The organism is Streptomonospora litoralis (assembly GCF_004323735.1).
Classification (GTDB): Bacteria; Actinomycetota; Actinomycetes; order Streptosporangiales; family Streptosporangiaceae; genus Streptomonospora; species Streptomonospora litoralis.
The window spans coordinates 1602626-1622090 of sequence record NZ_CP036455.1 but is presented as its reverse complement, the minus strand read 5'-3'; the positions used below and the strand labels follow the sequence as shown (position 1 = coordinate 1622090).

Annotated in this window: 15 protein-coding genes; 8 read left to right on the top strand and 7 right to left on the bottom strand. The window is 73.7% G+C overall.

The features are described 5' to 3' along the window. Nucleotides 1-136 precede the first annotated feature (136 nt). From EKD16_RS06830 to thiD, 4 genes are all read left to right on the top strand, one after another. Nucleotides 137-1903: an AMP-binding protein gene (locus tag EKD16_RS06830; protein WP_131097607.1), complete on the top strand. Its 1767-nt coding sequence runs from the start codon at nt 137-139 to the stop codon at nt 1901-1903. 147 nt (nt 1904-2050) lie between these two features. Continuing rightward, the gene (locus EKD16_RS06825; RefSeq protein ID WP_165498512.1) at nt 2051-3322 is read left to right on the top strand and encodes a serine/threonine-protein kinase; all 1272 of its coding nucleotides are present in this window, start codon (nt 2051-2053) and stop codon (nt 3320-3322) included. Between the two features lie 227 nt (nt 3323-3549). Continuing rightward, nucleotides 3550-4512 carry a DUF368 domain-containing protein gene (locus tag EKD16_RS06820; protein ID WP_131097605.1) on the top strand — a complete coding sequence of 321 codons (963 nt, stop codon included), beginning with the start codon at nt 3550-3552 and terminating at the stop codon, nt 4510-4512. A 204-nt stretch (nt 4513-4716) separates the two neighbouring features. Next, the gene (gene thiD, locus EKD16_RS06815) at nt 4717-5541 is read left to right on the top strand and encodes a bifunctional hydroxymethylpyrimidine kinase/phosphomethylpyrimidine kinase (RefSeq protein WP_131097604.1); all 825 of its coding nucleotides are present in this window, start codon (nt 4717-4719) and stop codon (nt 5539-5541) included. A 118-nt stretch (nt 5542-5659) separates the two neighbouring features. Here the strand turns inward: thiD and EKD16_RS06810 are convergent, their stop codons facing one another. After that, a complete protein-coding gene (locus EKD16_RS06810) occupies nt 5660-7087 on the bottom strand; it encodes an alanine/glycine:cation symporter family protein (RefSeq protein WP_131097603.1) in 1428 nt (475 codons plus the stop codon). A 213-nt stretch (nt 7088-7300) separates the two neighbouring features. Beyond that, nucleotides 7301-7552, bottom strand: coding sequence for a DUF6457 domain-containing protein (locus EKD16_RS06805; protein ID WP_131097602.1), 252 nt, complete (start codon nt 7550-7552; stop codon nt 7301-7303). Nucleotides 7553-7738: 186 nt separating this feature from the next. On the opposite strand from EKD16_RS06805, the gene EKD16_RS06800 reads away from it, so the two are divergent. Beyond that, complete coding sequence (locus EKD16_RS06800; RefSeq protein ID WP_131097601.1) at nt 7739-8914, top strand: glycosyltransferase family 4 protein; 1176 nt, start codon at nt 7739-7741, stop codon at nt 8912-8914. Between the two features lie 126 nt (nt 8915-9040). Here EKD16_RS06800 and EKD16_RS06795 read toward each other — a convergent pair whose 3' ends face one another. Beyond that, complete coding sequence (locus EKD16_RS06795) at nt 9041-10351, bottom strand: pyridoxal phosphate-dependent aminotransferase (RefSeq protein WP_131097600.1); 1311 nt, start codon at nt 10349-10351, stop codon at nt 9041-9043. A gap of 139 nt (nt 10352-10490) precedes the next feature. On the opposite strand from EKD16_RS06795, the gene EKD16_RS06790 reads away from it, so the two are divergent. Then, a complete protein-coding gene (locus EKD16_RS06790) occupies nt 10491-11435 on the top strand; it encodes a LysR family transcriptional regulator (RefSeq protein ID WP_131097599.1) in 945 nt (314 codons plus the stop codon). Nucleotides 11436-11453: 18 nt separating this feature from the next. On the opposite strand, the gene EKD16_RS06785 is transcribed toward EKD16_RS06790, so the two are convergent. The 3 genes from EKD16_RS06785 to EKD16_RS06775 all read right to left on the bottom strand — a co-directional run bounded on the left by EKD16_RS06785 (nt 11454) and on the right by EKD16_RS06775 (nt 14223). Next, nucleotides 11454-11780 (bottom strand): hypothetical protein, encoded by a 327-nt coding sequence (locus EKD16_RS06785; protein WP_131097598.1) that lies wholly within the window; start codon nt 11778-11780, stop codon nt 11454-11456. Between the two features lie 182 nt (nt 11781-11962). Beyond that, nucleotides 11963-13279: a glycosyltransferase gene (locus EKD16_RS06780; protein WP_131097597.1), complete on the bottom strand. Its 1317-nt coding sequence runs from the start codon at nt 13277-13279 to the stop codon at nt 11963-11965. Continuing rightward, nucleotides 13276-14223: a DMT family transporter gene (locus EKD16_RS06775; protein ID WP_131102152.1), complete on the bottom strand. Its 948-nt coding sequence runs from the start codon at nt 14221-14223 to the stop codon at nt 13276-13278. The genes EKD16_RS06780 and EKD16_RS06775 overlap by 4 nt, the downstream gene beginning before the upstream one ends. 484 nt (nt 14224-14707) lie before the next feature. Between EKD16_RS06775 and EKD16_RS06770 the strand changes: the two genes are divergently transcribed. After that, nucleotides 14708-15610 (top strand): AsnC family transcriptional regulator, encoded by a 903-nt coding sequence (locus EKD16_RS06770; RefSeq protein ID WP_131097596.1) that lies wholly within the window; start codon nt 14708-14710, stop codon nt 15608-15610. 160 nt (nt 15611-15770) lie between these two features. Beyond that, entirely contained in the window at nt 15771-17351 is a 1581-nt protein-coding gene (locus EKD16_RS06765; RefSeq protein ID WP_131097595.1) for a beta-N-acetylhexosaminidase, read from the top strand. Nucleotides 17352-17375: 24 nt separating this feature from the next. Here the strand turns inward: EKD16_RS06765 and EKD16_RS06760 are convergent, their stop codons facing one another. Beyond that, a complete protein-coding gene (locus tag EKD16_RS06760; protein WP_242677269.1) occupies nt 17376-18356 on the bottom strand; it encodes a mechanosensitive ion channel family protein in 981 nt (326 codons plus the stop codon). Between the last annotated feature and the right edge of the window lie 1109 nt (nt 18357-19465).

The window sequence follows — 19465 nt, the reverse complement described above, 5'->3', positions numbered from 1 at the left end:
TCCGCGGGGGCGGGCGGGCGGTCGGCCGATCCGGGCCGGCGGCGCAACCCCACCCCCGGCCTGCTGTGATGCGTCCCATAGGGGCATGATCGGTCGCCATGGCATTTCACGGGTAAGCCGCCGATCTGGGGGACCCATGACGGAGACAGCCGAGCGCACACCACGGGCCCGCCGTTCCGCGGCCGCTCCGGGCGGGCGCGGGCGGGCCGACATCCGCCCGGGCGCCGGTGAGCGGCGCCTCACGCTCGCGGGGCTGCTGCGGGCCGTCGCCGCGGCCGTGCCGGAGCGCACCGCCCTCGTGGGCGGCGGGCGGCGCCGCACCTATGCCGAACTCGACGCCCGCGCCGACCGGCTGGCCGGGCACCTGCTCGCCGCGGGCACCGCGCCGGGTGCCCGTGTCGCACTGCTGAGCCGCAACCGGGTCGAGTGGCTGGAGGCGTTCTTCGGCGTGCTGCGGGCCGGCGCGGTACCGGTCAACCTCAATCAGCGCTACATCCGCTCGGAACTGGAGTACGTGCTCGCCGACTCCGGCTGCGCCGCCCTGGTCGCCGAGCGGGCGCACGCCGCCCGCCTGCTGGACGAAGGCGGCGGTGCCGACCTGCCCGCCTTGGGGCACGTCGTGCTCGTCGACGACGGTACCGCTGCGGCCGCGTGGGAGACCCGGGCCGCCGGGTCCGCACCGCGCGCCGCCGATTACACCGCTGCGGCCGCGGGGGCGGGCGGCGCCGCCGCTCCCCTGCCGGCGAGCGGCGGTGAAGCGCACTACCTGCTCTACACCGGAGGAACCACGGGGCTGCCCAAGGGGGTGGTCTGGCGCCAGGCGGACCTGTTCCGCGCGGCCCTGGAGCGGCGCGGCCGCGGCCGTCCGCGGGCCGCGAGCCCGGAGGAGGTCGCCCGGCGCGCACGAGAGCGGCGGCCGAGGCGGATGCTGGTGCTGGGGCCGCTGATGCACGCCGCCGGCCAGTGGAACGCGCTGTCCGCCCTCTTCGCCGGCGGCACCGTGGTGCTGTCCGCCGATCGCGAGTTCGACGCCGAGCGGGTCCTGGCCCTGGCCGAGGCCGAGCGTGTGCACACGATCCAGGTGGTCGGCGACACGATGGCCCGCCCGCTGGCGCGCCGACTGGCCGGCACGCCCGAGCGCTGCCCCGACCTGGCCGCCCTGACCTCCGGCGGAACCCCGCTGACGCCGCAGGTGCAACAGATGTGGCGGAACTGGCGGCCGCGGATCGCGGTCAACGACAGCTACGGCGGCTCGGAGACCGGCGTGTGCGGGGCGGCGGACGCGCCCGAGTCCCGAGCGGCCCGGTTCGCGATGGGCGGGAGCGTGGCGGTGCTGGACGAGCACCTGCGGCCCCTGCCGCCGGGTTCCCGGTGCATCGGCCGGATCGCGCGGACCGGCCGCATCCCGTTGGGCTACCACAACGACCCGGAGTTGACCGCGCGCACCTTTCCGGTTGATCCCGACGGGCGACGCTGGGTGCTCTCCGGCGACTACGGCACCGTCGCCCAAGACGGCACCGTCACGCTGCTGGGTCGCGGCTCGGCGGTCGTCAACACCGGCGGCGAGAAGGTCTTCGCCGAGGAGGTGGAGGCGGTCGTGAAGTCCCACCCCGGCGTCGCCGACGCCATCGTGGTGGGCGCCCCCGACGAGGCGCTGGGCCGCCGGGTCGCGGCCATCGTGGCGCCCGCCGCGTGCGGCGCCCCCGGCGCCGAGGAGCTGCGCGAGTACTGCCGGGAGCACCTGGCGGGCTTCAAGATCCCCCGCGCCCTGCACGTCGTCGAGCATGTCCGCCGCACCGCGGTGGGCAAGCAGGACTACCGCTGGGCGGCGGAGGTGGTGCGCACCCCCGCCGCGCCTTCCGCCGAACCCGACGGCACGATGCGGCACCCGCCGTCCGCCTGAGGGCGCCGGTTCCGCGGCGCACCGGTCGCGCACCGACCTCGACCTGCGCACATACGCCGCTGCGTGCGCGGAGACCGCATGCCGTGTCCAACCGGTAATACGCGGGCGATCCACACCGGAGCCCGGCGAACGCTAAGGTCTGTGGACATGGCCCCCCAGGTACTCGCCGACCGCTACCGCTTGCTCGAACCGATCGGCCACGGCGGCATGGGCACCGTTTGGCGCGCCGAGGACGGCCTGCTGCACCGGCTGGTGGCCGTAAAGGAGGTGCGGGTCGCCCCCGAACTGGAGGACGGCAAGCGCGAGGAGCTGCTCGCCCGCACGATGCGGGAGGCGCGGATCTGCGCCGGGCTCAGCACCCACCCCGGCATCGTGACGATCCACGACGTCGTCCGCGAGGGCGGGCGCCCGTGGATCGTCATGGAGCTCGTCTGCGGCCGCGGGCTGGACCAGGTCGTGGCCGAGGAGGGGCCGCTGTCGCCGCGGCGCACCGCCGAGATCGGCCGCCAGATCTTCGCCGCGCTGGACACCGCGCACCGCGACGGCGTCGTGCACCGGGACGTGAAGCCGGCCAACGTGATGCTGCTGCCGGACGGGCGCGCCATGCTCTCCGACTTCGGTATCGCGGTCTCGGACTCCGAGGACAAACTGACACTCACCGGCCGACTGCCGGGCTCGCCCGGCTACGTCGCGCCGGAGCGGCTGCGCAGCAACGTCATGTCCGCGGCGGCCGACGTCTGGTCGCTGGGGGCGACGCTCTACTTCGCGGTCGAGGGCCGCTCGGCGTTCGAGCGTGCGACCACGGCCGCCCGGCTGGCGGCACCGCTCGAAGACCCGCCCGACCCGCCGCAGCGCGCCGGTGGCCTGCGGCCCGTCCTCAACGGGATGCTGCAGTCCGACCCGGAGCACCGGCTCGGCGGGCCCGCCCTGGACGCGGCGCTGGCGCGGGTGATCAGCGGGTCGGGCACCGACGACCTGACCCCCACCCAGCTCGACGTCTCGGGCGGGCTTTCGCCGGTCGGAGTGATCCCCACTCCACCCGGCGGCCGCCTCTCGGCGGCGGCTCCCGCCCATATGGCCGCCTCGGGAGGGCTGTCGCCGGACGCCAAGCACTTCGGGCGCGGCTGGGTGCGGATCCTGGTGTCGCTCGTCATCGGGCTGATAACGCTGATCGTCGCCCCGCTGCTGGTGGAGTACCTCTCCAGCGTGCTCATCGAGGACGAGCCCGCTCCCGGACCCACCGCCGAGAACGCCTCCGCCGCGGACCGCGCCGGCGCCGCGCAGCTGCCGGGCGGCGGTGCGCCCGCGGGCTCGGCCGGATTCGGCGGCGCCGGGTCCGGCTCCGCTGCCGCGCCGGAGTGGACCGCAGCGGCCGCACCCGCCGTCGGCGATCCCGCGCCGCTGTCCGTGCGGGACTGAGCGGCCGCGGGCGCCCGCCACCGCCTCCGGTCGCGGGCCCCGTCGGGCGGCACGGCCGCCCGAGAAGGCCCGATCGTCGGCTTCACGGCACTTTTCGCGGCTGCTCACCGCCGCACGCCGCTGCCGAGGCGCCCTAGACTCGAACCACTCCCAGCCGATCACCCGGATGCACCCGGCGCCTTCGGCTGCCGCAGCCCCCCGCACCTCGACCAGACGAAACCGGAGTCATGGCCAAGACAGTCGGTACGCACATAGTGAACGTCGTCCGCGGCGCCCTGATCGGCACTGCCGAAGCGGTGCCCGGTGTCAGCGGCGGCACCATCGCGCTCATCGTGGGCATTTACACGACCCTGATCACCTCCGCCGGCCACGCCGTCAGCGGGGTGCGCCTGGGTGCCGTGGACGTGGTGAAGGGCCGCGGTCTTCTCCGCGCCCGCACCGAATTCGCCAAGGCGGACTGGCCGGCGGTCATCGCGGTGCTCGTCGGCATGGTCTGCGCCGCTCTGCTCGCGGCGTCGTTCCTGGCCCCCGTCGTCGAAGCCGAGGAGCAGCTCTCCTACGCGTTCTTCTTCGGGCTGGTGCTGGCGTCGCTGTGGGTGCCCTACACCGCCTCCGGCCGCTCGTGGAAAGCCGGGCACTACCTGCTGGCGCTGGCGGCCGCGGCGGCCGCCTTCGTGCTGACCGGCCTGCCGCCGGCCCACGTCGAGCCCAATCCGCTGATCATCATGGCGGCCGCCGCCGTGGCGATCTGCGCGCTGGTGCTGCCGGGCGTCTCCGGCTCGTTCATCCTGCTCACCCTGGGCCTGTACACCTCCACCATGAGCGCGGTCTCCGAACGCGACTTCGGCTACCTGGGCCTGTTCCTGGCGGGCGCGGTCATCGGTCTGGCGTTCTTCGTCAAGCTGCTGCAGCTGCTGCTGGAGCGCCACCACCACATCACGCTGGTGGTGCTCACCGGGCTGCTGGCGGGGTCGCTGCGGGCCCTGTGGCCGTGGCAGGACGAGGACCGCACCCTCCTCGCCCCCGAGGGCGACGTCGCGGTGACGACGGCCCTGATGGCCGGGGGCTTCGCGACGGTCGTCGCGGTGATCCTGATCGAGCGGGCGGTGCGCGCCCGCACCGGTGCCTCGGACGGGCAGGGCACGGCGCCGGACTCGGCGCCCGCGTCCGGGCCCGGCGGGCGGATGTGACCTCGGAGCCGACGGATCGTGATGTGATCGGGTCCGTTTCTGGGCCGGAGCAGCATGTGGGAGGCGCGCAGGCGGGTACGACCCGGGACGGGAGCGCGGCCGGGCGCCGCGTTTCCGGCCGCCGCGCGCCGGCTCCCACGCGGCGCGTGGAGGACCGCCGGCGGCCCGCGCACCCGACCGGCCCGTAGCAGCGAAGGAACGCACGTGAGCACCTGCAACATCCTGTCCATCGCCGGCAGCGACCCCAGCGGCGGAGCCGGTGTCCAGGCGGACCTCAAGACGTTCTCGGCCCTGGGCGGCTACGGGATGACCGTCATCACCGCGCTGACCGCCCAGTCGACCGTCGGCGTGGCGGGTGTGCAGGAGGTCCCGCCGGAGTTCGTCAGCCGCCAGCTCGACACGCTGCTGACCGACGCCCGGGTGGACGCGGTCAAGATCGGCATGCTGGCCGACACCGGGGTGATCCGGGCCGTGGTCAAGGCCCTGGACGCCCACGAGCTGCCGCATGTGGTGCTGGACCCGGTGATGGTGGCCAAGAGCGGCGACCGGCTGCTTGCGGCCGAGGCCGTCGACGCGGTCCGGGCCGACCTGGTGCCGCGCGCCGACCTCATCACGCCGAACCTGCCCGAGGCCGCCGCGCTGCTCGACGAGAACGAGCGCCACGACCTCTCCTCCATGCGCGAGCAGGCCGAGCGGCTGATGGAGCTGGGCGCCAAGCGCGTCCTGCTCAAGGGCGGCCACCTCAGCGGGCAGAGCAGCACCGACCTGCTGGTGGGCACCGACGGCGTGACCGAGACGTTCTCCGCCGAGCGCATCGCCACCCGCAACACCCACGGCACCGGCTGCACCCTGTCCTCCGCGATCGCGGCGCTGCGCCCGCAGCGGCGCAACTACTCCGAGGCCGTGCGCGACGCCAAGGACTACCTGACCGAGGCGCTGCGCCACGCCGACGAGCTCGACGCCGGCCGCGGCAAGGGCCCCGTGCACCACTTCCACCACTGGTGGGGCGACGGCGCACGCGACGCCTAGGAGCCCGCCAGACCACGAGCAAGGGGGGCTTCCCGCCGCGGCGGGAAGCCCCCCTTCACATCGTCGGCGCCGTCGCCGAAGCGGGGCTGGGGCCAGGCGCACCCGGCCCCCCGCGGGCTCAGGTCTCCGACTCGTAGACCTTCGGCAGCTGCGCCTCGGGGTTCTTCCAGTCGGGGTTGGCGAAGTACCGCTTCGTCTCGGCGACCACCACGCCCGACAGCAGCAGCAGCCCCACGAGGTTGGGCAGCGCCATGAGGCCGTTGGCGATGTCGCTGAAGGACCAGATCAGGTCCAGCGGCACGGTCGCGCCCACGAACACCACCGCGACGAAGACGATGCGGAACGGCAGCACGCCCTTGCGCCCGATCAGGAAGTCGATGCAGCGCTCGCCGTAGTAGGACCAGCCCACGATGGTGGTGAAGGCGAAGACCGCCACGGCGATGGCGATGCTGTAGGCGCCGACGGGGGCCAGCGCCGGGGAGAGCGTCGACAGGCCGTCCGAGACCGCCTGCGAGGTCAGCAGCGAGCCGTCCTCGGCGTCCTGGGCCTGCCAGGCGCCGGTGACGATGATGACCATGCAGGTCATGGTGACGACGATGATGGTGTCGATGAAGGTCTGGGTCATCGAGACCATGGCCTGGCGCACGGGCTGGTCGGTCTTGGCCGAGGCGGCGGCGATACCGCCGGTGCCCAGGCCGGACTCGTTGGAGAAGATGCCGCGCGCCACGCCCTGCTGGATGGCGAACAGCAGCGCCGACCCGAGCAGGCCGCCGGCCGCGGAGGCCCCGGTGAACGCTTCGGTGAACACCAGCGCAAGGGCGCCGGGCAGCGCGCCGGCGTTGACCACCAGCACCAGCAGCGTGAGGGCGATGTACAGGACGACCATGATCGGCACCACGGCCGCGGCGAACCGGCCGATGCTCTTGATGCCGCCGATGATCACGGCGCCGGCGAGGACGACGAGGAGCAGCCCGGTCACCCAGTCGGGAACCGCCCACACCGACTCGAGCTGCTGCGCGACCGTGTTGGCCTGGGTGCCGTTGCCGATACCGAAGGAGGCGATGGCGCCGAAGACGGCGAAGGCGCCGCCCAGCACCAGGCCGAGTCCGCCGGGCAGGCCGCGGCGCAGGTAGAACATCGGTCCGCCGCTCTGCTCGCCGTGCGCGTCCTTGCGGCGGAACTTCACACCCAGCAGCGCCTCGCTGTACTTGGTGGCCATGCCGACCAGGCCGACCACCCACATCCAGAACAGCGCGCCGGGGCCGCCCGCGCCGATCGCCAGCGCGGCACCCGCGATGTTGCCCACACCGACGGTCGCGGCGAGCGCCGTGCTCAGTGCCTGGTAATGCGAGATGTCGCCCTCGGAGGAGCGGAACTCCTTGCGGCGGAACAGCGCGAGCCAGAGTGCGTGGAACAGCACCCGGAACTGCAGCAGCCGCAGCCGCACCGTCAAGAAGACGCCTGTGAACAGCAGCAGCGGGATGAGGACGAACGGCCCCCACACCACCGAGGAGATTTGACCCAGGATGTCCTGGAGGGCTGACATGAAGGACTCCCTATCGATCGGATCCGGGAACGCTGCCCGCCGCTACGTATCCCGCCGTGTGCGGCGCGGCGACGGCGGCAGGTGGCGCGGCGCGGTTGCGCGAACGTGAATCAGCGCAGAGACAGAGTCACACCGTTTCGTCACGTCGGCATCACGGTTGCTCCACACAGTGGTTGCGCCTGCACCGTGTTTCAGTGATATGACCTGCGAGTATCAGCCGTCCTCGGAGGATCCGTCGGCGTGCTCGCGGGCCAGCGCCGCCAGCGCCGACGCCGCCTGGGCGGGATCGGCGCCCCGGCCCACCGCGATGCCGAGCAGGTAGGTGGTCAGCGGGGCCGCGGGCCGGGCCACCGAGTGGGCGGCGTCCTTAGCGAGGTCGAGGATGCGGTCGACGTCGGCCTTGCCGATCTCGTCGTTCAACTCCAGTTCGGCGCAGACCTGCTGCGCCCATTCGACCAGGGTCATCGCGGCTCCTCTGCAGGGGTTCGGGGCGACAGTGGCAGATCATACGGCGGTGGACGGCTGAGCGCAGGCGGCGCGTCGCATTCCCGGCGGCTGAGTGTCGACCGGTCGTTCGCCTGCGGTCCGCACGGGTTCACGCGCCGTGCCTACCGTGCTGCTCAGGAGCAGTCCCGAAACCGGGAGAGCCGCATGCATCCGCTGTACCCATCCCCCAGTTCCGCCCCCGCCCGCCCGTTGCGCGTGGCGCTCGTGACCGAGTCCTTCCTGCCCCAGGTCAACGGCGTGACCAACTCGGTCTGCCGCGTGGCCGACCACTTGCGCGCACGCGGCCACGAGGCCCTCATCCTCGCGCCCGGGACGGGGCCGGCCACCTACGCGGGCTTCCCCGTGGTGCGGCTGCCCAGCGTGCCGCTGCCCGGGTACCGCACGTTCGCGGTGGGCCTGCCCTCGCGGCGGCTGGTGATGGCCGCCCTGCGGGCCTTCGCCCCCGATGTCGTGCACCTGGCTTCGCCCGTACTGCTGGGCAACGCCGCCGTCGAGGTCGCCCGCCCGCTGGCGCTGCCCACGGTGGCGGTCTACCAGACCGACCTGCCGGGCTTCGCCGCTCGGCACGGGGTGCCCGGCGCGGAGGCCCTCTGGCCGCTGCTGCGCCAGATCCACGCCGCCGTCGACCGCACTCTTGTGCCCTCCTCCGCAACCCGGCGCGCGCTCGCCGGACACGGTTTCCCCCGGCTGAGCCTGTGGCAGCGCGGTGTGGACACCGAGCGGTTCCATCCGCGCCACCGCGACGAGGAGCTGCGCCGGCGGCTGGCCCCCGACGGCGAGGTGCTGGTCGGCTACATCGGCCGGTTGTCCAAGGACAAGCGCGTGGACCTGCTGGCCCATGCGGCTCGGCTGCGCGGCGCGCGGCTGGTGGTCGTCGGCGACGGTCCCGACCGTGCACGCCTGCGCCGCAGGATCCCCTCTGCGGTGTTCACCGGCCAGCGCACCGGCACGGACCTCTCCCGCCTCTACGCGGCGCTGGACGTGTTTGTACACACCGGCGCCGACGAGACCTTCTGCCAGGCGATCCAGGAGGCCCTGGCCTCGGGGGTGCCGGTGGTGGCTCCGGCGGCGGGCGGGCCGCTGGACCTGGTCGAGCACGAGGGCAACGGGCTGCTGTTCGACCCGGCCTCCGTGCGTGAACTGCGCGTCGCGCTGGGCCGACTGATCCACAACGGCGCGCTGCGAAGGCGCATGGCCGCCGCCGCCCGGCCCGCGGTGGAGTCGCGGACCTGGGAGGTCGTCGGCGATCAGCTGCTGGACCACTACCGTTCGGTGATCGCGCCCCAACAGGTGGAGCCCCGGGTTCCGGTGCGCAACTGAGGCGGCGTTACGCTGTCCCGCGGCGGGGTGCGGGCCCGGCCCTTCCGCAACGACCGGGGCCCCGCTCCCCGCCCGTCGCGCGCGCACACGCCCGAGGTGTGCGCGCGCACAGGCTGCGGCGGTCGCTCAGTCGCACCGCGCCGCGGCGGTCGGCGGCCCGGCACCGTCCTCGGGGGCCTCGCGCGGCCCCACCAGTTCCAGAACCTCGCTGAGCCGGTCGAGGTGGTCGGCGATCCAGGGCAGCGCGAGCGGGTCGTCGGACTCCAGGGCGGTGGCGCGCTGGTCCTCGGTCTCGCCGTAGAGCAGGCTCGTGGCGACCCGCATGCGCAGGGCGTGCGGACTGTCGCCGAACTCCGATCCGGGCAGCACGCCCACGCCGTACTCCTCCAGCAGCAGCCCGGTCAGTTCGGCGCCGGTGGTGACGCCGTGCCGGCGGGCCAGATGATCGCGCCACGCCTCCAGGTCGGGATAGGAGTAGAAGGCGGCCTGAGGGGCCGCGGCCATGGCGCCCGCCGCGGCGAAGCGGTCGGCCGCGGCGCGCGCGACCGTGCCGTGCAGCCGGGCGCTGCGGCGGATGTGCGCGGTGAGTTCGCGGGGCTCGGTGAAGGCGTAGGCCGCCGCCTGCTGGATGGGGGCTGCGGGGCTGGACCAGATCTCGCTGGCGACCCCGAGGAGGTCGGCGCGCAGGGAGCGGCCGAGGTCGCTGTCGGGCAGCCGGACGACGCCCAGCCGCCAGCCGCCCAGCGCCAGGTTCTTGCTGAGGCCGGTGGAGACCACGGTGCGTTCGGGGGCGAACTCGGCGGCGCTGTGGACGCGTTCGCCGTCGTTGTGGACGAGGTCGCGATAGATCTCGTCGGAGATGACGACCAGGCCCAGCTCGCGGGCCGTCTCGGCGAGGCGGCGCACCGTCGCCTCGGAGGCCAGCGTCCCGGTGGGGTTGTCGGGGGCGGTCACGATCACCGAGCGCACGTCGCGGCCCTGGGCGCGTGCCCGGCCCACCGCCGCGGCCAGCAACTCCGGCTGGGGTACCCCGCCCTGAGCGGGAGCCGTGGGGATCTGCAGGCACCGGTAGCCGGCCAGGTGCGCCTGGGCGGCGTAGCTGACCCAGCTCGGCGCGGCGGCGGCGGTGTCGCCGCCCAGGCTCAGCAGCAGGCTGTAGAGGAGCGGCTTGCTGCCGGGTCCGGCCACCACCAGGTCGGGGTCGGTGGGCAGGCCGCGGCGCTGCCAGTATCCGGCGGCGGCGTCGCGCAGTTCGGCGGCTCCGGCGACGGGCCCGTAGGCGTTCTTGTCACCTCCCGCGGCCAGGGCCTCCCGCATGGCGGGGTGTACGGGTAATCCCGCCTCGCCGAATCCCAGCGGCAGTACGGGAAGCCCGCGGCGCCGCTTCTCGGCGAGTGCCTCGTTAACGGCGAGGGTCGCGGACACGGTGACAGACATGAAGTGATCAGCTCCGCATAGGTGCGAGTCGCGTAAGTGGGTGCCGTGGTGCGTGTGCACCCGGTTCCACAGTTCACCCTGCCCACTTCCGTCCATCACCACAAGCGGCTCTTTGCGATGCAGAGAGTAAGATGTCCTTATGCTTGATCTGCGGAGGCTGCAACTACTCAAGGAGTTCGCGGAGCAGGGCACCATCGCCGGCACCGCCGAGGCCCTGGGCTACACGCCTTCGGCGGTCTCGCAGCAGCTGTCGGCACTGGAGCGCCAAGCGGGAACGCCGCTGCTGGACCGTACCGCGCGCAGCGCCGAGCTGACCGACAGCGGCCGCCTGCTGGTCGTGCACGCCGAGCAGATCCTGGCCATGGTCGAGGCCGCGGAGTCGGTGCTGGCGGCGCAGAGCGACGTCGCCGTGGGGACGGTCACCGTGACGGCGTTCCCCACGGCCGCGGTCGCGTTCGCCCCCCTGCTGGCGCAGAGCCTGCGCCGGCACGAGGGCATGCAGCTGGTGCTGCGGCAGAGCGTCGGTGAGGCCGGAGCACGCCAGGTCTCCTCCGCGGAGGTGGACATCGCGGTGATCGACGACTGGTCGGGGCGCCGCCCCGAAAGCGGGGCGGGCAAGCTCCGCCACCTGCACCTGCTACACGATCCCCTCGTCCTGGCACTGCCGACCGACCATCCGCTGGCCGACACCCGGCGGCCGGTCGAACTGCACCGGCTGCTGGACGAGCCCTGGATCGCCGCGCCGAGCGGAGAGCCCTCGCGCATCGGCACCGACAAGCTGTTCGCCGCCTTGGGCGGGGCTCCCGCGGCCGCCTGGGAGTTCCAGGGCCAGGGCACCATCCTCAGCCTGGTGGCACGGGGGATCGGTATCGCCGCGGTGCCCGCGCTCGCGCTGGGGGCCGGCACGTCGGGGCTCACCTTCCGGCGCCTGCCCGAGGCCCCGGCGCGCGAGGTACGCGCCGTGGTGCGCGCCACCAGCATGCGCCGCCCGGCGATCGAGGCCACGCTGCGCGCGCTCCAAGAGGCCGCGACCCGGGTGCAGTGGACGCTCGACGACGCTCTGGGCGGCGCCGAGGCGGTGTGAGGAGGTGCGGGGCCGTCCTCAGTCGCCGACGCAGCCGTCGAAGGGGCGCAGGCGGCGGTGCAGACGCTGCAGCCGCCGACGCAGCCGCCGGGAAACGTGGCGGGCGCGGTCGCGCTGTTCGCGGGTGGTCCAGAAACGCTCGTAGGCGTCGATCCGCCGGCGGCGCAGCTCCTCCAGCTCGGCCTCGGTCTCCTCCACCCGGCGCTGGATGTCGGCATGGGCGCGCTCCAGGCCGACGAGTGCGGCCTCGCACTCGTCGGCCTCGCGCTGGACCCGCCGCAGCCGGGCGGCCACACCGTGGATGTGTGCCGCACCGTTGGACCGGCCTGTCCCGACGAACCACACATCAGGGGGTCTATCCGTCGCCCGACGCGGTATCACCGCTATGTGCTGCAAAGAATGCGGAAAGTCACCTACTGCAGTCAAACCGCACCGTTGGAGCGCTTCGCGTCGATTGCGCACATCTCGAAGTGTGCGGGAATCGGCGGTTGGACCCGCCGATCGAGCCGGACGCGCTCCGTGTTGGGTCAGGCGGCGATGACGGGGCGGCGCGTCCGCTGCCGCGGAGGGCTCAGCGGCGCACGGGAGCGGCGCAGGCCGCCGAGACCGCGGGGGCGGACGTCGCCGTAGATCTCGGTGAACCGGTCCAGCGAGCGGCGGTGGTCGTGCCGCCGGGCGATCTCGCGGCTTGCGGCCCCCATTTCGGTGCGGGCGCGCTCGGGCTCCAGCACCGCCAGCAGGCGCTCGGCCAGCGTCGCGATGTCGCCGGGCGTGTACAGGTATCCGTTGTGCCCGGCAGAGACCAGGTGCGGCAGCGCGAGCGCGTCGGCGGCCACGACCGGAAGGCCTGTCGACATGGCCTCCAGGGTGGCGATGCTCTGCAGTTCGGCGACGCTGCCGATGGCGAACAGGTCGGCCGCGACATAGACCTGCGGGAGGTCGGCGTCGGGCACGAACCCGAGGAAGTGCACCCGGTCGGCCACCCCGAGTTCGGCGGCGAGGCGGCGCAGCTCCTGCTCGCGCTGGCCGATGCCGACGAGGGCCAGCTGCGCGTCGCGGCGCTCCGCCACCCGCGCCAGCGCCCGGATGAGGTCGTCGATGCGCTTCTCCTCGTCGAGCCGCCCGACGAAGGCCACGGTGTCGCGGTCGGGCAGTCCGAAGCGCTCGCGGGCGGCGGCGCGTTCGGCCGGACGGGGGTGGAACCGCTCCAGGTCGATGCCGCAGGAGACGGCTTCTACCGGGCGGCCGAAGCCCTTCTCCGTCAGCAGATCGGCCGCGCGCCGGGTGGGCGTGGTGACGTAGTCGGCGGCGTGGGCCACCCGCACCATGTCGCGCCAGGCCAGCTCGCCCACCAGGCTGTGCAGCCGCGCGGGAACGTGGGCGTGGGCGAACAGGTTGTCCGGCATGAAGTGGTTGGTCAGCACGACGGGGACGCCCGCCATGCGGGCGCGAGACATGGCCGCGCGGCTGGCGGTGAAGTGGCTCTGGGCGTGCACGACGTGCGGACGCAGCCGGTCGATCAACCGGGTCAGGTGACCGTTGATACCCATCGGCACAGTGGTGCGCATGGTCTCGTGCACCAGCACCGAGGCCGAGCGCAGGTGGTGCATCGTCACGCCGTCGCGCACGCTGACGCCCGGCTCGCCCACCGGGGACGCGCAGACCACGTGGACGTCGTGCCCTCGGGCGGCCAGGCCCGTGGCCAGGCGGTAGGTGAAGTAGGCGGCGCCGTTGACGTCGGGCGGGTAGGTGTCGGCCGCGATCAGGACGCGGAGCCGGTCGTGGCCGTCGGCCTCCTCCCGGGCGCCGGTACGGAGCGGTGCGCGTTGGCTCAAGGGGGTCATCGGGACTCTCCTGAGGTCGTGGTCGTGGATGCCCGGGTGCCCGCGGCCGCGGGATCGGGCTTTGCTGCGGGAGGTTCTTCGGCCGAGGCCGGCTGCATCGCCTCGGGGTTGCGGTTGCGGGCCAGCGCCAGGACGACGGTGCCGCCGATGGCCAGCAGCGCCGCGGCGGTGGCCAGCAGCTGTGCGACGGGCGTGGCGGGCAGCCCTTCGCCCAGCAGCAGCGCACCGATCCCCGCGCCGGTGATCGGGTCGACGACCAGCAGGGTGGCGTAGGCGGCGGCGAAGTGGCCGGTGCGATAGGCGTTCTGCTGGAACAGCCCGCCGAAGACGGCGATCAGCACGCACAGCGGTGTCAGCCAGGTGAGCAGCGCCGCCGCGTCGGCCGCCGTGTTGGCGGCCACCACCCGTGCCAGCGCCGAGGTCGTCCCCAGAGCGACCCCGCCGACGGTGGCCAGCAGCAGCACCCGCGGAGTGGGCGGAAGCCAGTGGGCCCCCAGATAGGCGGCGCAGCCCAGCGCAAGCACGCTGCCGGTCAGGATCAGGCCGGTGCCCGTCGACATCTGCGGCGTCTGCGCGCTGTGCGGGAACAGCAGCAGCAGTCCGGTCAGCCCGACCATCACGGCCGCGCCGGCGGCGATCTGGTTGGGCCGCACCCGGCGGCGGTTGAACAGGGCGGAGAGCACGATCGCGAACAGCAGGCCGGTCACGCCGATGGGCTGGATGATCGTGAGCGGGGCTCCGCTGAGCGCCACCAGGTGCAGCGCGACGCCCGCACCCGCGCCCACGGTGCCCAGCACCCAGCGCGGGCGCCGCGCGAGATGCACGAGGAAGCCGACGGGGGCCACGCTGCGGCCCGGTGCGCGCACGGCGTCGCGCTCCTGCAGCGCCGACCCCAGTGCCATGCAGAACGCACCTGCCAGGGCGACGAGTACGGACCAGACGATCACGCTCGCTGCGCCTCCCCATTCGTCGAGGGCTCCTCGGGCGCCGCTGGGACGCCTCCTGTCCTACCGCCAAGCCAAGTACAAAGCCTGCGGCGAAGCGAGGAAGTCACCACCCGGATGCGGGTAGTGCCATCCCTACCGCTCTGTTCGGGTGCGCCTTTGCGCCTCCCTCCGCCGCATTCGCGTCCCGACCGCGCCGAAGCACCGGCCCGATCGGATCCCGTCGGAGCCGAACCGGCTCGCCGCCCGCCGCGACGGGCCCTCTCCCCCTGGATACCGCCTTGATCTGTCCTGTCCCCCGCGGGGCGGGTAATCGGGGGAAACATCCGGTCAAGAGTCGGTGACCGCACTCGGCCTCGAAGTGGCCCCTACCCGGACGAGCGGTTGTCAAGTCCGCCACCGCGACGAGGCGCCGCTTCCCCGCCCCGGGGGCGCTCCGACGAGAGCACCGGGCGGGACAATCGGGAGAAGCGAGGGAGGTTCCGTGAACGCTGCAAGCACGCTCCAGCTCGACACCGTGGACGCCGCGATCGTGCACGAACTCCGCGCCGACGGCAGGCTGGCCTTCGAGGCACTGGCCGGGCGCGTGGGCCTTTCGCGCGCGGCCGCCCGGCTGCGGGTGCGGCGGCTGCTGGACAGCGGCGCCCTGCGCGTGGTCGGCGTGCTGCATCCCGCCGTGCGCGGTGTGGGCGCGTCCGCGCACCTGTCGATCGGCGTGCGCGGCACCGCCGCCGACGCCGCCGCGGCCGTGGCGGCCCTGCCCGCGGTAGCGTCCGTGTCGGTCACCACCGGGCGCCACCCCGTCAGCGCCGAAGTGCGGGCCGGCGACCTGGAGCGGCTGAGCGCCGCGGTCGAAGGCGTGCGCGCACTGCCGCGGGTGAGTACGGCGGCGGCAGCGGTGCACACCCGGACGCTGAAGGACCCCTACCTCGGTTCGGCCCCGCCGCCGCGCATCTCACCGGACGAGACCGACCGGCGGCTGCTCGGTCTGCTGGAGTCCGACGGGCGGTCGTCCTTCGCCGAGATGGCCGGACGCGTCGGGCTCTCCGCCGGAGCGGTGCGCAGCAGGGTGAAGCGGCTGCTGGAGAGCGGAGCGGTACGCGTGACCGCCCTGCTGGACCCCGCGGCCGCGGGCATGGCGGTGCACGGCGGCTTCGCCGCCCGGCTGGAGAACGACGCCGACGCGGCGGCCGAGAGCGTCGCCCAGACCGACGACGTCCGCTTCCTGGCCCGCTGCCTAGGCCCGGCGGACGCGATCGGCACGATCGCGGCGGCCTCGCCGACCACCCTGCACGAGGCCTTCGACCGCCTGCGCGGCCTCCCCGGCGTCCGCCTCACCCGGACGTGGCTGCACCTGGCCCACGTCAAGGATTACTACGACGCCTGATTCCGGCGGTGCGCCGCCGGGCGCGCCGATCCGCTGAGCGACCCGGCCCGGTGGCCGGATCCGGCCGCTTCGAGGCCGTGCGTCCGGGGCGCCCGCGGGCGCGGGCCCGGGGCATGGCACCATGGTCGGGCTATTGGTCTAGACCGGATGGAGCGCTCCCGTGCCCGCTGAATCGCTGGTGCCGCGGCCGGCCGAACTGTCGACCGGCTCCTATGACGGCCTCGTGCTGACCGCGTCGACGAGGATCGACGCCGACTTCGCGGCTCGCGGCACCGAGGCGTGGCTGCGCGCGGAGCTGGGCGCGGCCACCGGTTTCCCGCTGGCCCGCGGCGACGGGCAGAACGCGCAGATCCGGCTGAGTGTGGACCCCTCGGCCGGTCTGGGGAGCGAGGGCTACCGGCTCATCGTCGACGGCGAGGGCGCGCTGGTCGTCGGCCACGACCCCGCCGGGGTCTTCTACGGTGCGCAGACCCTGCGCCAGCTGCTGCCCCCGGCCGCCTACCGCCGCGCGCCGCTGACCGCCGAGACGCGGTGGACGCTGCCCAGCGTGCGCATCACCGACCGGCCGCGCTTCGGCTGGCGCGGATGCATGCTCGACGTGGGCCGGCACTTCATGCCCAAGCACGACGTGCTCCGGTTCGTCGACCTGATCGCCGCGCACAAGCTCAACGTGCTGCACCTGCACCTGACCGACGACCAGGGCTGGCGCGTGGAGATCCGGCGCTACCCCCGCCTGACGGAGGTCGGCGCCTGGCGCGAGGAGAGCCAGATCGGTGCCGCGCGGCCGCCCGCCTTCGACGGCCGCCCCCACGGCGGCTTCTACACCCAGGACGACATCCGCGAGATCGTCGCCTACGCCGCCGCCCGGCACATCACCGTCGTCCCCGAGATCGACGTTCCCGGCCACTCGCAGGCCGCCATCGCCGCCTACCCCGAACTGGGCGAGGGCGATCCGGTCGGGGTCGCCCGGCACTGGGGGATCATCGAGAACGTCCTCAACGTCGCCGATTCGACGCTGGACTTCTACCGCGGCGTGTTCGACGAGATCCTGGAGCTGTTCCCGAGCACGTACGTGTGCGTGGGCGGCGACGAGTGCCCCAAGGAGCAGTGGCGGGCCAGCGAGACCGCCCGGCAGCGCATCCGCGAGGAGGGCCTGGCCGACGAGGACGAGCTGCAGAGCTGGTTCATCCGGCAGTTCGACGCCTACCTCGCCGAACGCGGCCGGCGCCTGCTGGGCTGGGACGAGATCCTGGAGGGCGGCCTGGCGTCCGGGGCGACGGTGATGTCGTGGCGCGGCACCGAGGGCGGAATCGCCGCCGCGCGGGCGGGCCACGACGTGGTGATGTGCCCGACCGACACCTCCTACCTGGACTACCGCCAGGCGTCCGGCGACGACGAGCCCGTTCCGGTCGGCACCGTGCTGAGTACCGCCGACGTGTATGCGAGCGAGCCCGTCCCGGCCGAGCTGGCCGGCGCCGAGGCCGAGCGGGTCCTCGGCGCCCAGGTCAACGTCTGGACCGAGCACATGGACAGTCCGCGCGCGGTGGACTACATGGTCTTCCCGCGGCTGTCGGCCTTCGCCGAGCAGGTATGGTCGTCCGGCCCGCGGGACTACGCGGAGTTCCTGCCGCGCCTGGAGGGCCACCTGGCGCGCCTGGACGCGCTGGGTGTGGAGTACCGCCCGCCGACCGGACCCCGACCGTGGCAGCGCCGCCCGGGAGTGGCCGGGCGGCCCGCGTAGCCGGGTCCGGGCGGTCCCGGAGCTTCAGGAGCTTCCGGCGGCGTTGAGGGGCATGGGGTAGGCGAGCCGGATGTTCGCCTCGTCGAAGTCGCGCTTGAGGTGGCCGCGCAGGTCGCGGCCCAGCGCCCACTGGTCGCCGGGCTTGGTCTTGGCTATGACGCGGATGGTGACGGCGCCGTTGGCGATGCCGACCACACCGTTGGAGTCGGGGCGCTCCAGCAGCTTCTCGGACTGCTCGGGGAGCTCGGCGAACGCGTCCAGGCTGCGCTCGACGACCGCGGTGGCGTGCCCCATGTCCACCGATGCGTCCAGCGGGATCTCCACGACCGCGTTGGCCCAGTCCTGGTTCATGTTGCACACCCGCACGATCTCGCCGTTGCGGACGTACCACAGGCCGCCGTTGAGGTCGCGGATCTTGGTGATGCGAAGGGTGACCTCCTCCACGGTGCCCACCGCGTCGCCGACGTCCACGACGTCGCCGACGCCGTACTGGTCCTCCATCAGCATGAACACACCGGAGAGGAAGTCCTGCACGAGGCTCTGCGCGCCGAAACCGATCGCCAGGCCGAGCACGCCCGCGCTCATCAGGATGGGGCCGAGGTTGATGCCCAGCTCACCCAGGACCATGACGACCGCGACGCCGATGATCACCACCGAGGCGACACTGCGCAGCACCGAGCTGATCGTGTCGGCCCGCTGCTGCTGGCGCTCGTTCTTGGAGCCGTTGGCCTTGGCCAGCACCCCCTTGCCCAGCCGACCGCTGCCGATGCGCTGGTGAGAGGCCATCATCCGCTTGATGGCGTGGTCGATGAGCCGCCCGGCGACCGCTCGCAGGATCAGGGCGATGACCAGGACCAGCACGATCTGGATCGCGCCGGAGATGAAGGCTCCCGAGTTCGCCGAGAGCCACTCGACGACGGGGCCGCCCTGCGCCATCAGGACAGGGGACTCCGAACCGCCGACCGGCGGCGGCACCGCCGCCTCTGCCGCGCGCACGCCTGCCATGCTCACTCCTTCGCATTCGGTGGTCGAGGGCCACGCGCCGGCGCCGATCGTCTTCGCGCGGCGCCGCGGGCGGTGGCCGACTCCTGGCCGCTTCCGGCAACGCCTACCGGCGCGGCTGTGCCAGAGGTCCCTTGACATCGTGCCATAGGGGCATCTAGCAGCCAAAAGAAAGCCAAGAAAGGGCAAGAGCGATACCCCAGGCCAGCGGCCGTTCCCACAGTCCGGTCGGCGCTGGTCCGGCCGGCGCCGGGCGGCTCGGGTCCGCTGTGCGGTCTTCTCGGTCTGCCGGGTGGCGGGTGGCCTCACGGGAAGGCGGCGGCGAAGGCGGCGCAGGGCCGGGCCTGCGCCCACCGGGCCGGATGCTCGCCGGTGGCGGCGGCCGACGAAGGCGGCGAGGGCACTGCGGGGTGGCGCCTGCGCCCACCGGGCCGGGTGCTCGCCGGTGACGGCGGCCGACGAAGGGCGGCGACGACGCCGACGGCGCCGGGCCTAAGGTGGTCGGGGCGGTGGCCACCGGCCCCGGCCGCGTGTGGTCGAGCCCGGCGCGCCACCGCCCGGTTGTCGGCGGGGCCTGATGCGGGGCTCCCGGCGGCGGTCATGCGGCCGGATCGGGGCCACGAGATGCACGTACGTGCGACGGCACCCGCCTCGGCGCCACCCCGAGGCACCACCCTCGCACCGTCATTCCACGATACGAAAAACTGCGGGGTGTTTTGCCCGCCAACGCCCGAATTCCCGGTGGGCCCGCACTCGCGCCGCGGCGGCGACGGCACACGAAGCGCGCCGAATGGCGCGAAAACAGCCCCGAAGTCAACTTTTCGTGCGTCTCGTGGCCGCCGCGCCCGCCGAGGCCGCCCGCAAAACGGGCATAGGCCCCCAAAAGTCCACCCCATCGGCGGGTGCAGCACCCGGAGGCGACGCCCGGGCGCAACGAGCGACGCGTCGTCGCCCCCGACCCCCGATCCGGCGCACCACCGAGGGCGTGCGAGCGCCCGCGACCGCGCCCCGCCGCGCGGCCTCCGGCCGGCGCGGGCCCGGCCGGAACACGGCGGCGGCACCTGCCAGTCCCCGCGCCCGCTATGTCCGACGTGCCGAAGTCGGCCGCGGAG

Bases quoted from the DNA above. Each gene is read 5' to 3' on its own strand.
- EKD16_RS06830 (WP_131097607.1), top strand. From the start codon at position 137: ATGACGGAGACAGCCGAGCGCACACCACGGGCCCGCCGTTCCGCGGCC.
- EKD16_RS06825 (WP_165498512.1), top strand. From the start codon at position 2,051: ATGGCCCCCCAGGTACTCGCCGACCGCTACCGCTTGCTCGAACCGATC.
- EKD16_RS06820 (WP_131097605.1), top strand. From the start codon at position 3,550: ATGGCCAAGACAGTCGGTACGCACATAGTGAACGTCGTCCGCGGCGCC.
- EKD16_RS06810 (WP_131097603.1), bottom strand. From the start codon at position 7,087: ATGTCAGCCCTCCAGGACATCCTGGGTCAAATCTCCTCGGTGGTGTGG.
- EKD16_RS06805 (WP_131097602.1), bottom strand. From the start codon at position 7,552: ATGACCCTGGTCGAATGGGCGCAGCAGGTCTGCGCCGAACTGGAGTTG.
- EKD16_RS06800 (WP_131097601.1), top strand. From the start codon at position 7,739: ATGCATCCGCTGTACCCATCCCCCAGTTCCGCCCCCGCCCGCCCGTTG.
- EKD16_RS06795 (WP_131097600.1), bottom strand. From the start codon at position 10,351: ATGTCTGTCACCGTGTCCGCGACCCTCGCCGTTAACGAGGCACTCGCC.
- EKD16_RS06790 (WP_131097599.1), top strand. From the start codon at position 10,491: ATGCTTGATCTGCGGAGGCTGCAACTACTCAAGGAGTTCGCGGAGCAG.
- EKD16_RS06780 (WP_131097597.1), bottom strand. From the start codon at position 13,279: ATGACCCCCTTGAGCCAACGCGCACCGCTCCGTACCGGCGCCCGGGAG.
- EKD16_RS06760 (WP_242677269.1), bottom strand. From the start codon at position 18,356: ATGGCAGGCGTGCGCGCGGCAGAGGCGGCGGTGCCGCCGCCGGTCGGC.